A 13,026-nucleotide genomic window follows, 5' to 3' on the forward strand; every position below is an offset into this window, starting at 1 on the left:
GGGGTGACGCAGAGTCAGAGTGTGTGCCGGATGCCTCCGGCGACGGGAACGAGCTTGTCGGGGTTGGCGATCACCCGGATCCCCACGATCCGGCCCGACGCGTCCGGCTCGACCGTGACCACCGTGATGGGCCGTCCGTTGCCCAGGGCCAGGACGGCCGGCTCGCCGTTGATCTGCACCACCTCGGCGCGCATGTCCTCCAGGGCCACCCCCTGGTAGGGGCGCTTGCCGATGCCGATCAGCCAGGCCGCCACCTTCTCGGCGCCGTGGATGGGGCGGAGCGCGGCGCGTACCTTGCCGCCGCCGTCGGTCCAGATCGTCACATCGGGGGCGAGCACCTGCATCAGCTCGTTCAGGTCGCCGCCCATCGAGGCGGCGAAGAATCTCTCGGTGACGACTCTGCGGGATTCGCGGTCGGCGGAGAACCGGGGCCGCCTGGCCTGGACGTGTGAACGGGCCCGATGTCCCAACTGCCGGACGGTCGCCTCGGACCGGTCGATCGCCTCGGCGATCTCGCCGTAGGGAAAGCCGAAGACCTCCTTGAGGATGAACACCGCCCGTTCCAACTCGGTCAGCGATTCGAGCACGACGAGCATGGCCAACGAGACGGACTCGGCCCGGGCCGCATCCTCCGCGATGTCCGGGCCGGTCAGGATCGGCTCCGGGAGCCAGGGGCCGACATAGCTCTCCCGCTGCACCCGTGCCGAGCGCAGCGTGTCGACCGCCAGATTGGTGACGATCCGTACCAGGTACGCCTTCGGCTGGGTGATCTGTGCACGGTCCGCGGAGGACCAGCGCAGCCACGCGTCCTGGACGACGTCCTCCGCATCGGCCGCGCTGCCCAGCATCCGATAGGCCACCGAGAACAGCAGGCTCCGGTGCTCCTCGAAAATGCTCGTCGCTTCCACGTGACTTCCCATGCGCCGGGATCATTCCGCGTTGCGGGTGATCTTGCCGCCGTGCGACCACACGGCCCGGACACCGTACTTCTTGTTCAGTCGCAGACCCTTCCACGGGCTGCTGCTGACGAACTCCTTGTAGGCGACCGCCGGCCTGCCGGTCAGGACGAAGCCGCGCGGGGTGTCGTCCGGCCGAGTGAACTGGATCACCGCGTCGTTGCGGCCCAGGCTCACCGGCTGGTGGATGTAGCCGAACCGGAACGGCTCGGGCTCCTTGCCGCGCACCTGCCGGGCGATCGAGTCGGCGGCGTGCTGCGCGGTCGGGATGCCGCTCTGGCAGGTGCCGTGGATGACGCCGTAGGTCTGCCGGACGGCGGCGGCGTCGCCGATCGCGTACACGTCCGGATGCGACACCGACCGCAGGGTCGCGTCGACGACGATGCGGCCCCGGTCGTCCACCGTGAATCCGGCGTTCTCGGCAAGTGGCGACACCCGCACCCCGGCCGTCCACAGGCAGGCGTCGGCGAACACGCTCTCGCCGCCCTCCAATTCGACCGTGTCCGGCAGCACCTTGCCGATCGACACGCCGGTCCGCACTTCGACGCCGAGACGGGCCAGCGCGGCGAGCAGGTAGGCGCGTGCCTTCTCTCCCATCATCGAACCGGGTACGTTCCGGCTCAGCAGGACCACCCGCGACTCCGGGTGGCGCTCGGCGATCTCGGCGGCCGCTTCGACACCGGTCAGACCGCCGCCGACGACGACCACGGTTCCGCCGGTCGCATCGAGTTCGGCGAGCCTTGCGGCCAGGCGCCGGGCCTCGGCCGCGGTATCGAGGGTGTACGCGTGCTCGGCCACACCCGGCACCGTCCCGGTGTCGGTGATGCCGCCCAGCGCATAGACCAGCTTGTCGTAGCCGAGCACCCGGGTCCCGTCCACGCGGACCTCGCGGGCGTCGGGGTCGATGCCGGTCACCCGGCCGAGCACGAACCGCACGCCGCTGCCGTCCAACATCTCGGGGATCCGCAGGTCCGCCGGCTCCTGCCCCGAAGCCGTCTGGTGCAGCCGCAGCCGCTCGGTGAACCGCGCGACGGGGTTGACCAGAGTCACCTCGACATCCCGCCCGCGGGTCGCCCGCGCCGTACCGATGGCCGCCTGCATCCCGGTATAGCCGGCCCCGATCACCAAAATCCGCTCGCTCATCACAGTCCCCTCGATCGTCGTGAACCTTCGCCCCCGTCGACGGGAGGGGAAACGAGAACGTGACATGCGAGCGAGAGTGATCCGGGTCACGCGGCGGGTGGTCACCGTCGGGACGGTCGACGGGTGCGTACCGGTGGGAAGGATGCCGACACCGCGACGTCGCGATCGCGGGGCGCAGCGCGAGCAGGCTTTCCGGGTTCAGTCCGCGAGCGCGGCCAGGCGGAGGTCGACGACCAGGGTTTCGATCGCCTCGCGGTCCGGGCGGTCGGGGAGGACCGAGTCGATGGCGTCGAGGGCGGCCTTCTCCTGTTCGAAGCGCAGCGTGAAGGCCGCGGGATCCTCGGCGGCCAAGCGGCCCACGGCGAACAGGTCTTCGCGGTGGGCGCTCACGTCGAGAAGCAATTCGCCTGTGCGCAGCAGCTGTTGCCCCTGGAACAGCAGCCGCAGGCAGTGTCGGCCGTGTTTGGCGGTGCGCTTGGCCGTGTCGGCGGAGAAGCCCTCCTTGCCCGCCTCGTGCCGGCCGAGCAGCCGCCTGGCCTGCTGGACGGCGTAGCCGCCGTAGGCGGACCGTACGTACTCCGTGGACAGGAACGCACCACGCAGCGCCCGGAGTCGGCGGCCGGCCTCGGTCTCGACCCGGTACTCGGGAAGCCAGAGCAGCTCGGTCACCGTCGGGTTGCACTTGAGGGCCAGCCCGCAGTACTTGCCCAGCTCGTGCATCGTCACGTCGGGCTTCGTGGTCACCCGCGAGCCGCTGGTCACGTTGGCGCCGTCCAGCCCGAGGACCTTGCGCGTGTCGGCGATGTACAGGCCGAGCAGGTCCTCGTCCGACTCTGCCGTGGCCAGCCCGTAGGCGGTCGAGCCGACCACCCCCATCAGCAGTGTGTGCATCTCGCCGATCCTCGTTTCCCCGTGGTCCTGGCGCCGAGTCCGCAGTATCCGACATCGCGGGTGCGATGCGAATCCCGTTTTCCCGCCCGGTCGCCGCGTCGGGACCGCCGGGACGGTGCCCGGCCCGGGGCGGCGACCCGGATCGGCGGCAGCGGCGGGGAGAGCAGAGCGAACCGCGCGAGTGCGGTGCTCGGGGGGCAGGCGGCCGGTGCCGGTGCCCCGGTGCCCCGGTGCCCCGGTGCCCCGGTGCCCCGGTGCCCGAATGATGCCAACGGCGTTGGCAGCCAAGTGGTCCCGACCATGCTCCCACCACTTGCGACATACCCCAGGGGGGTATAGATTTCGGTTGTGGCCGCCACCAAGGCCACCGAGCGGCCCGACCCGGGACCCGCTCGGACGCACCGCTCGATGCCCGGGAGATCGCCATGACCGTCCACGCCCACCACGCCGCCGCCCCCACCACCCCCGAGGGCCTCCGGGTCTCCCGTGACGGCTACACGCTGGTCCCGGTCGCCGCCCCCACCGGGACCTTCGCGTTCCGCATCGACGGTCCCGACGGAGCCCCGGTGCGCGAATACCTACCGCAGCACGACAAGGACCTGCATCTGATCGTGGTCCGCCGCGACCTGAGCGGCTTCCGCCACGTGCACCCGGTGCTGGGCGAGGACGGCGTCTGGACGCAGGAGCTGACCCTCGACCGAGCCGGCACGTACCGGGTCTTCACCGACTTCGCCCCGGCCGCGACCGGGACCCCGCTCACCCTCGGCGTGGACGTGCACGTGGCCGGCGACTTCCGTCCGGTGCCGCTGCCCGCGCCCGCCCCGACCGCCGAGGTGGACGGCTACACGGTGACCCTGGCCGGCGAGCCGGCCGCCGGGCAGGGTGCGCACATCACCCTCTCGGTCGCCCGGGACGGCCGGCCCGTCACCGACCTGGAGCCCTACCTCGCCGCGTTCGGCCACCTCGTGGTGCTGCGTGAGGGCGACCTCGCCTACCTGCACGTACACCCGGGCGGCGCGCCAGGCGACGGGGTGACCCCGGCCGGCCCGGAGATCGCCTTCCACACCGAGCTGCCCAGCGTCGGCACGTACCGGTTCTTCCTCGACTTCAAGCACGGCGGGGTGGTGCGGACCGCCGAGTTCACCGTCGAGGCCGGCAAGCCCGCCGCGACGGCCGGCGAGTCCGGACACGGGCAGCCCGCGGCCGCGGACCCGCACGCGGGCCGGCACGGGCACCACGGCCACCACCACGGGTGATCCGGACCCGACACCGATACCGACCTCCGCACCGACGCGGCCCGCGGCATTCCCGGGCCGCGTCGGTGTCGTGTTTTTCCGGACAGGGGGTACCGGAGCGATGCCCACCGCCCGACCCGCCCCGCCCGGAGGACCCACATGGCCGACGACCGGCCGCAAGCGGCCCGAGCCGCCACCCGAACGGCCCATCCGGCTCGTCCGGGCCGCTCGGTCCATGTGGTTCGCCCGGCCCGGCTCGCCCATTCGGCACGCCCCGGGGACCGCGGACGCCCGGCGCGCGGCATATCGCCCGACCCTTCCGTAGCCAAGTGACCGGCCGTTAACATCCGGAAGTTGCCTTGGACACGCGTCGAGATGCGTCGACACGCGTGGAGATGCACGAGTGGCATGAGAACCGTCGCGATCCGTCGTGATCCGTCGACATGCTTCGTCAGGCGAGGAGGCGAGTTCGTGCCCGTTCTTCGTTCCCGGCTCGATCCCCGGTCGGACACCTACCGGGACAACCGCACGGCACAGCTCGCCGCGCTCGCGGCGCTGCACGAACAGCTCGACCTGGCCCGCGCCGGCGGCGGCGAGCGCTACGTCGAACGGCACCTGGCGCGGGGTCGGCTGACCGCGCGTCAGCGGATCGAGCTGCTGCTCGACCAGGACGCGCCCTTCCTCGAACTGTCCTCGCTCGCCGCGTGGGGCACCGAGTTCACCGTCGGCGCGGGCCTGGTCACCGGAATCGGTCCGGTTGCCGGCGCGGAGTGCGTGCTGATCGCCAACGACCCGACGGTGCGCGGCGGTTCGCTCAACCCGTACGCGCTCCGCAAGAACCTGCGCGCGCTGGAGATCGCCCGCCGCAACCGGCTGCCGGTGATCAGCCTGGTCGAGTCCGGCGGGGCCGATCTGCCCACCCAGGCCGAGCTGTTCGTGCCCGGCGGGCGGGTCTTCCACGACCTGACCGAGCTGTCCGCGCTGGGCATCCCCACCATTGCGCTGGTGTTCGGCAACTCGACGGCGGGCGGTGCGTACATCCCGGGCCTGTGCGACCACTCGGTGCTCGTGGCGGGGCAGGCCAAGGTGTTCCTGGGCGGCCCGCCGCTGGTGCGGATGGCCACGGGCGAGGAGGCCGACGACGAGGAACTGGGCGGCGCCGCGATGCACGCGCGGGTGTCCGGTCTGGCCGACCACTACGCCGTGGACGAGTACGACTGCCTGCGGATCGGCCGGCGGATCGTGTCCGAGCTGAACTGGCGCAAGCACGGCCCAGGGCCGAGCCGGCCGGCGGACGATCCGCTGTACGACATCGACGAGGTGCTCGGCCTGGTCTCGGCGGACCTGCGCGTCCCGTTCGATCCGCGCGAGGTGTTGGCCCGGGTGGTGGACGGTTCGCGGTTCGGCGAGTACAAGCCCGGCTACGGGACCAGCCTGGTCACCGGGTGGGCGTCGGTGCACGGCTTCCCGGTCGGGGTGTTGGCCAACGCGCGCGGTGTGCTGTTCGGCGAGGAGTCCAGGAAGGCCGCCGAGTTCATCCAGTTGGCCAACCGCTCGGACACCCCGCTGCTGTTCCTGCAGAACACCACCGGCTACATGGTCGGCACCGCGTACGAGCAGGGCGGCATCGTCAAGGACGGCGCCAAGATGATCAACGCGGTGACCAACTCGACCGTGCCGCACCTGACCCTGAACATCGGTGCGTCCTTCGGCGCGGGCAACTACGGCATGTCGGGCCGCGCCTTCGACCCTCGGCTGCTGTTCGCCTGGCCGACCGCGAAGCTCGCGGTGATGGGCGCCGCGCAACTGGCCGGCGTGTTGTCCATCGTCGGCCGACAGGCCGCCGCGGCGCGCGGGATCGCCTTCGACGAGGAGGTGGACGAACTGCGCCGGAGTGCGATCGAGGCGCAGATCGAGCGCGAGTCGCACGCGTTCTTCGTCACCGCGCGGCTGTACGACGACGGTGTGATCGATCCACGCGACACCCGCACCGTGCTCGGCATCGCACTGTCCGCGGCCCACTCGGCACCGGTCGCGGGCACCACCGGATACGGGGTCTTCCGCATGTGACGCCGCCCGAAGACACCGCACGCAGCCCGAGGACCCGGAACCCGGCCGAAGAGCACCGCACGCAACCCGCCGCTCGGGACCCGACCGAACAGCAGCGCACGCAACCCGCCCACCGGGAAACCGATTCCGTTCCCGACCCGACCCGACCCGACCCGACCCGACCCGGCGCGCAAGCGCCCCCCGCACCGACCCGGAACCCGCACCCCGAGGGGATCGTATGCCGCTCATCCGCAGGCTGTTGATCGCCAACCGCGGCGAGATCGCGGTCCGGATCGCCCGCACCGCGCACGCCATGGGCATCGACACCGTGGCCGTGTACGCCGATCCGGACACCGACTCGCCACACGTCGCGGCTGCCGATCAGGCGGTCCGGCTGCCCGGCGCCGCCGCCGTGGACACCTACCTGCGCGGCGATCTGCTGATCGAGGCGGCCCGCACGACCGGCGCCGACGGGGTGCACCCGGGCTACGGATTCCTCTCCGAGAACGCCGACTTCGTACGGCGGGTGGAGGCCGCCGGGCTCGTCTTCGTGGGACCCGCGGCGGAGACCGTCGCCGCGATGGGCGACAAGCTCGCCGCGAAGGAACTGCTCGGCGCGGCCGGCGTGCCGGTGCTGCCCGGCGGGATCGTCCGCGAGGACGGCGACGCACCCGAACTGGCCGCCCGGATAGGCTTCCCGCTCCTGGTCAAGGCCGCCTTCGGCGGTGGAGGCCGAGGCATGCGCGCGGTACACGAACCGGCCGCACTGGCCGAGGCGGTGGCCGCCGCGCGGCGCGAGGCGGGCGCCGCGTTCGGCGACGACACCGTCTTCCTGGAGCGCCTGGTGGAGCGCCCCCGGCACGTCGAGGTGCAGATCTTCGGGGACACCCACGGGAAGGTGCTCGCGCTCTTCGAACGGGACTGCTCGATCCAGCGCCGGCACCAGAAGCTGATCGAGGAGAGCCCGTCGCCGGCCGTCGACCCGGCGCTGCGCGAGCGGTTGTGCGCGGCTGCGGTGGCCGCCGGTCGGGCGATCGGCTATGTCGGGGCGGGCACCGTGGAGTTCGTGCTCGACCCGGCCGGCGCGTTCCACCTTTTGGAGGTCAACACCCGACTCCAGGTCGAGCACCCGGTCACCGAACTGACCACCGGCCTGGACCTGGTGCGGCTGCAACTCCTGGTCGCCCAGGGCCATCCGCTGCCCACCGAACCGGTCGCCACGGGCCACGCGATCGAGGCCCGGCTGTACGCGGAGGACCCGATCCGCGACTACGCGCCTTCGGTCGGCACGTTGCACCGCTTCCACATCGCCGAGCGGGACGGCATCCGGGTGGACGCCGGGGTGGCCGACGGCAGTCTGGTCGGATCGCACTACGACGCACTGCTGGCCAAGGTGATCGCGTACGCGCCGACCCGTGACGAGGCGTGTCGCAGGCTCGCCCACGCGCTCTCCCGGGCCCGGCTGCACGGCGTCCGCACCAACCGCGACCTGCTCGTGGGCATCCTGCGCTCGCCCGAATTCGTCGCCGGTGACGCGGACACCGGCTTCCTGGACCGGCATCCCGCCGCCGAACTGTGCGCCGCTGACCCGGCGGCGCCGGCGATCCACGCCGCCGCCGCGGCGCTCGCGGGGCAGGCCGAACGACGCGCGGCGGCCCCGGTCCTGGGCGGTATCCCGAGCGGCTGGCGCAACGTCCGCAGCGCCGACCAGGAGGTGACCTACGCAGACGCAGGCGGCGGCCGCACGGTCGTGTGCTACCGCCTCCCCGACCATGTCGCGATCGACGGAAAGCCGCTGCCCGGGCTGGTCGTTCACGCCGCCCACGCGGATCGGGTGGACCTGACGGCGGACGGTGTGCGGCGCACGATCGAGGTACATCGGGTCGGCGACACGATCCACCTGGACAGCCCGCTGGGCGCGAGCGAACTCACCGAGCTGCCACGGCTGCCGGAACCGGCCGAACCCGCCGCCGAACCCGCCGGTTCGCTGTTGGCCGCGATGCCCGGCACGGTGGTCCGGGTGGCGGTGGCCGAGGGCGAACACGTGACGGCCGGACAACTCGTGCTGGCCGTGGAGGCGATGAAGATGGAACACGAGGTGACCGCACCGCACTCGGGCATCGTTCGCCGACTGCCGGTCGGCCCCGGCGAACCGGTGGACGCCGGAGCGGTGTTGGCCATCGTGACCGCCGACGCGGAGGAGGCCGGATGAACGAGAGGACGGCCGAGCCGACGAACGAGCCCACCGACGGGCCGACGCACGAGCCGACGAACGACACCCCACCCGACGCGCCCACTCCCCGCCGCCCGGTCCGGATCGCGAACTGCTCCGGCTTCTACGGCGATCGCCGGGCCGCCGCGCGCGAGATGGTCGAGGGCGGCCCGATCGACGTACTCACCGGCGACTACCTGGCCGAACTGACCATGTCCATCCTGTGGAAAGCCCGCGCCAAGGACCCGACCGCCGGCTACGCGCGCACCTTCGTGGCCCAACTGGAAGAGGTCATGGGTACCTGCCTGGACCGGGGCATCCGGATCGTCTCCAACGCCGGCGGACTGAACCCGGCGGGCCTGGCCGAGCGATTGCGGGCGAGTGCGCAACGCCTGGGCCTGGCCCCGCGGATCGCCCACGTGACCGGCGACGACGTGCTGGACCGGATCGACGCCGGGCCGCGGGCGGTGACCGCCAACGCCTACCTCGGCGGCTGGGGCATCGCCGAGGCGCTCGCCGAGGGCGCCGACATCGTGGTCTGCCCGCGCGTGACCGACGCCTCCCTGGTGGTCGGCCCGGCAGCATGGTGGCACGGCTGGCGGCGCACCGACTACGACCGGCTCGCCGGCGCGATCGTCGCGGGCCACGTGATCGAGTGCGGCCCCCAGGCCACCGGCGGCAACTACCCATTCGGCGAGCCCCCGCAGCGGCAACGCCCCGGCCGGACCACCGATTTCGCGCTGGACACCCGCCGTCCCGGCTTCCCGATCGCGGAGGTGGCCGCCGACGGTTCGTCGGTGATCACCAAGCACCACGGCACCGGCGGCCTGGTGTCGATCGGCACGGTCACCGCGCAACTCCTGTACGAGATCGCCGGACCCGCCTACGCCAACCCCGACGCGGTGGCCCGCTTCGACACCATCACGCTCGACCGGGCCGGCCCCGACCGGGTGCGGATCCGCGGGGTGCGCGGGCTGCCGCCGCCGCCCACGCTCAAGGTCGCCGTCAACGAACTCGGCGGCTACCGCAACACCATGACCATGGTGCTCACCGGCCTGGACATCGAGGCCAAGGCCGCACACGCCGAACGCATGCTCTTCGACACGCTCGGGGGCCGGGACCGGTTCGCCGAGGTCGACGTGCGGCTGCTGCGCTACGACCGACCCGACGCGCCGACCAACGAGCAGGCCACCGCGCATCTGCGGGTCACCGTCAAGGATCCCGATCCCGGCAAGGTCGGTCGGGCCTTCTCCGGCGCGGTGGTCGAACTCGCGCTGGCCGGCTACCCGGGTTTTCACACCACCACCCCGCCCACCGCCGAGACCGCCTACGGCGTTTTTCGCGCCGCGTGGATCCCGGCGACCGAGGTCGAGCACGCCGTGGTGCTGCCCGACGGCACCTCCCGCCCGATCGCGCCGCCCGAGCACACCGCGCCGCTGCCCGATGCGATCCCGCCGCCCGAACCACCCGTGCACACCGCGGAACCGACCCGCCGGGTCCCGCTCGGGCTGGTCTGCGGCGCCCGCTCCGGCGACAAGGGCGGCGACGCCAACCTGGGCCTGTGGGCCCGTGACGATGCCGGATTCCGTTGGCTGCGCGGACATCTGACGGTGGATCGGCTGCGCGAGCTGCTCCCGGAGGCGGCCGCCCTGCCGATCGAGCGGTACGTGCTGGCGAACCTGCGCGCGCTCAACTTCGTGATCGTGGGCCTGCTCGGCGAGGGTGTCGCGGCCTCCACCCGCCCGGACCCGCAGGCCAAGGGCCTGGCCGAGTACATCCGGTCCCGGCACACCGACATCCCCACGACGCTGTTGGACGGGTGAGCCATGCACTTCGAGGAGAGCGACGAACACCGAGCCCTGCGCGCGGCGGTGGGCGCGATCACCGACGGATTCGGCCCCGGCTACTTCGCCGAGCACAGCCGCGACCGCACACCCACCACCGAGTTGTGGCAGGCGCTCGGCAGACACGGCTACATCGGCGTCAATCTGCCCGAGGAGTACGGCGGTGGCGGTGGCGGCCTGGTGGAACTGGCGATCGTGTGCGAAGAGGTGGCCGCGCACGGCTGCCCGTTGCTGCTGCTCCTGGTCTCCGGCGCGATCGCCGGCGAGGTGCTCACCCGGTTCGGCACCGCCGAGCAGAAGAGCACCTGGCTGCCGCGCCTGGCGGCGGGCCTGGGCAAGATCGTGTTCGCGATCACCGAACCGGACGCCGGCTCCAACACCCACCGCCTGGCCACCACGGCCACCCGGGACGGCGACCGCTGGTTGTTGCGCGGCACCAAGCAGTTCATCTCCGGAGTCGACGAGGCCGACGCCATCCTGGTGGTCGCCCGCACCGGCACCGACCCCGGCTCCGGTCGCGGCCGGCTCTCGCTGTTCCTGGTCGACGCCGCCGACCCGCGGCTGAGCGCAACCCCGCTGGCGATCGAAGGCTCGGCACCCGAGCGGCAGTTCACGCTCTTCTTCGACGACGTACCGGTGCCCGCCGACCGGTTGATCGGCACCGAGGGCGACGGGCTGCGCCAGGTCTTCCACGGCCTCAACCCGGAGCGGGTGACCGGCGCGGCACTGGGAGTGGGCATCGCCCGGTACGCGCTCGCCCGCGCCGTCGACTACGCCCGCACCCGCGAGGTGTGGGGCCGCCCGATCGGCACCCACCAGGCGATCGCCCACCCGCTCGCCGAGGCCGCCATCGAGGTCGAACTGGCCGCGTTGATGACGGCCCGGGCCGCCCGGCTGCACGACGCGGGCGCGGCGATGGCCAAGGCCGCCGGGGAGGCCGCCAACATGGCCAAGTACGCCGCCGCCGAGGCCGCCATCCACGCGGTGGACGCCGCCATCCAGACCCACGGCGGCAACGGCATGAGCCGCGACTACGGCCTGGTCCCGCTGTGGGGCATGGCCCGGACACTGCGGATCGCGCCGGTGAGCCGGGAGATGATCCTCAATCACGTGGCGCAGCACACCCTCGGATTGCCGCGTTCGTACTGATCGCCCCGTATGAGGGGGGTTCGCGGTGGTCACCCCCTACGCGCGTACCCCTCACCCCTGTGACCACGGAGGACTCGGCCCGCTCGCGTGCGACTTGTGAATGACCCGGTTCGGGACTCGGGATCGACGCGGCAGGATGTGGCCGGGCACAAAATAGACAGGCAGGCTGCTCCGCTCCCGGCGCGACTGTGCGGGTGCTCGCCGGGACCGGCGCCATCGGTCGGCCCGGCGAAGAAGGCAGTGGGAGCGTGGATCAAGTATTGGCGGGGCGCCCCTTCTGGGACGTGGACATCACGAGCGTGTGGTTCGTCATAGGCATGGCTGTGGCCACCGCCGGTACCGCCTTCGCCACCATCTGGTTCTGGAACCGCCCCACGCTCCAACGCACCCGCCGGATCTGCACGCTGCTGTTCACCCAGCTCATGGTCACCTTCACCATCCTGGCCGCGGTCAACGCGCAGATGTACTTCTACTCGACCCTGTCCGACCTGATGCACATCGCGGACGGGCCGCCGGTGCCGGACGTGCCGGTGTCCACCGTCAAGGTCAAGCACCTCGACCCCAGGCCGGCCGTCCCGTTCTCCGACGACAACGGCAAGGGCCTGCCGTTCATGGTCACCAAGCCCCCGCTGACCGACCAGCCCAGGACCCCGCACCCGCGGCGGCGCGGCGCGGACCCCAAACACGGGGTGCTGGTCAACACCACCATCCAGGGCACCCGCACCGGCTACAAGCTGGACACCTTCGTCTACCTGCCCGCCGCCTACTTCACCCAGGAGAACGCCCGCGCCCGCTTCCCGGTGATCCAGCTCACCTCCGGCTTCCCCGGCACCCCCGACACGTGGCTGCGCCGGATGAAGGTGCACCAGATGCTCTCCGGGCTGATGGAATCGGGCCGGATGCCGCCGACGATCGTGGTGATCGCCGCGCAGAACCCGATCGCGGGCCGGGACAGCGAGTGTGTGGACGCCCCCGGCGGTGCCCGGGCCGACACCTATCTCGGCCAGGACGTGCCGGACGCGATAGCGGCCAACTTCCGCACCGCGCCCGCGCCGGCCGGGTGGGGCCTGATGGGCTACTCCACCGGCGGCTTCTGCTCGGTGAACCTGGCCCTGCGCCACCCCGACCGCTACATCGCCGCGGCCAGCCTGTCCGGCTACTTCAAGGCGATCACCGACATGACCACCGGCGACCTGTACCGGGGCGACGAGGCGCTGCGCCGGGCCAACAGCCCGCTGCACACCATCGACGACGCGCGCAGGCCGCCGGTACGGATGTACCTGTTCGCGGCCAAGGGTGAGGGCAAGACGGCCCGGGAGGCGCGCGAGTTCGCCCGCAAGATGCGGCCGACGGACACCGTGAAGGTGCGGATAGAGCCGTCCGGCGGGCACAACTTCGGCACCTGGGCCAGGGGCCTGCCGGCCGCGTTCGAGTGGCTGGGGCGCGAGTTGGCCACGGCACCGGGCGGCGAGGTGCGCGGGCCGGCCTTCACGGGCGGCCGACCGCTGCACTGAGGGCGTGCCGCGCCCGGCGCGGCCGGTCCGACC

General features: G+C 72.2%; 9 protein-coding genes. 6 read left to right on the forward strand and 3 right to left on the reverse strand.

Annotated elements, in window-relative coordinates; all coding sequences use genetic code 11:
• Window positions 1-14 precede the first annotated feature (14 nt).
• The 3 genes from ACFZBU_RS31510 to ACFZBU_RS31520 form a co-directional block, all read right to left on the reverse strand.
• Window positions 15-920: an RNA polymerase sigma-70 factor gene (locus ACFZBU_RS31510; RefSeq protein WP_391587099.1), complete on the reverse strand. Its 906-nt coding sequence runs from the start codon at window positions 918-920 to the stop codon at window positions 15-17.
• A 9-nt stretch (window positions 921-929) separates the two neighbouring features.
• Complete coding sequence (locus ACFZBU_RS31515; RefSeq protein WP_391587100.1) at window positions 930-2,099, reverse strand: NAD(P)/FAD-dependent oxidoreductase; 1,170 nt, start codon at window positions 2,097-2,099, stop codon at window positions 930-932.
• A gap of 198 nt (window positions 2,100-2,297) precedes the next feature.
• A complete protein-coding gene (locus ACFZBU_RS31520) occupies window positions 2,298-2,990 on the reverse strand; it encodes a DNA polymerase beta superfamily protein (RefSeq protein WP_391587101.1) in 693 nt (230 codons plus the stop codon).
• Window positions 2,991-3,415: 425 nt separating this feature from the next.
• On the opposite strand from ACFZBU_RS31520, the gene ACFZBU_RS31525 reads away from it, so the two are divergent.
• From ACFZBU_RS31525 to ACFZBU_RS31550, 6 genes are all read left to right on the forward strand, one after another.
• Complete coding sequence (locus tag ACFZBU_RS31525; protein ID WP_391587102.1) at window positions 3,416-4,246, forward strand: hypothetical protein; 831 nt, start codon at window positions 3,416-3,418, stop codon at window positions 4,244-4,246.
• A gap of 450 nt (window positions 4,247-4,696) precedes the next feature.
• Window positions 4,697-6,295 carry an acyl-CoA carboxylase subunit beta gene (locus tag ACFZBU_RS31530; protein ID WP_391587103.1) on the forward strand — a complete coding sequence of 533 codons (1,599 nt, stop codon included), beginning with the start codon at window positions 4,697-4,699 and terminating at the stop codon, window positions 6,293-6,295.
• A gap of 217 nt (window positions 6,296-6,512) precedes the next feature.
• Complete coding sequence (locus tag ACFZBU_RS31535) at window positions 6,513-8,486, forward strand: acetyl/propionyl/methylcrotonyl-CoA carboxylase subunit alpha (protein ID WP_391587104.1); 1,974 nt, start codon at window positions 6,513-6,515, stop codon at window positions 8,484-8,486.
• Entirely contained in the window at window positions 8,483-10,309 is a 1,827-nt protein-coding gene (locus ACFZBU_RS31540; protein WP_391587105.1) for an acyclic terpene utilization AtuA family protein, read from the forward strand. Before ACFZBU_RS31535 ends, ACFZBU_RS31540 begins: the two co-directional genes overlap by 4 nt.
• Window positions 10,310-10,312: 3 nt before the next feature.
• Window positions 10,313-11,479: an acyl-CoA dehydrogenase family protein gene (locus ACFZBU_RS31545; RefSeq protein ID WP_391587106.1), complete on the forward strand. Its 1,167-nt coding sequence runs from the start codon at window positions 10,313-10,315 to the stop codon at window positions 11,477-11,479.
• Between the two features lie 248 nt (window positions 11,480-11,727).
• Complete coding sequence (locus tag ACFZBU_RS31550) at window positions 11,728-12,993, forward strand: alpha/beta hydrolase (RefSeq protein ID WP_391587107.1); 1,266 nt, start codon at window positions 11,728-11,730, stop codon at window positions 12,991-12,993.
• The last annotated feature ends 33 nt before the right edge of the window (window positions 12,994-13,026 follow it).

The organism is Embleya sp. NPDC008237 (assembly GCF_042956465.1).
Taxonomy (GTDB): Bacteria; Actinomycetota; Actinomycetes; order Streptomycetales; family Streptomycetaceae; genus Embleya.

What these genes read in the sequence shown, in the direction of transcription:
- ACFZBU_RS31545 (WP_391587106.1), top strand. Translation starts at nt 10,313, where the DNA reads ATGCACTTCGAGGAGAGCGACGAACACCGAGCCCTGCGCGCGGCGGTG.
- ACFZBU_RS31520 (WP_391587101.1), bottom strand. Translation starts at nt 2,990, where the DNA reads ATGCACACACTGCTGATGGGGGTGGTCGGCTCGACCGCCTACGGGCTG.
- ACFZBU_RS31540 (WP_391587105.1), top strand. Translation starts at nt 8,483, where the DNA reads ATGAACGAGAGGACGGCCGAGCCGACGAACGAGCCCACCGACGGGCCG.
- ACFZBU_RS31535 (WP_391587104.1), top strand. Translation starts at nt 6,513, where the DNA reads ATGCCGCTCATCCGCAGGCTGTTGATCGCCAACCGCGGCGAGATCGCG.
- ACFZBU_RS31525 (WP_391587102.1), top strand. Translation starts at nt 3,416, where the DNA reads ATGACCGTCCACGCCCACCACGCCGCCGCCCCCACCACCCCCGAGGGC.
- ACFZBU_RS31515 (WP_391587100.1), bottom strand. Translation starts at nt 2,099, where the DNA reads ATGAGCGAGCGGATTTTGGTGATCGGGGCCGGCTATACCGGGATGCAG.
- ACFZBU_RS31510 (WP_391587099.1), bottom strand. Translation starts at nt 920, where the DNA reads ATGGGAAGTCACGTGGAAGCGACGAGCATTTTCGAGGAGCACCGGAGC.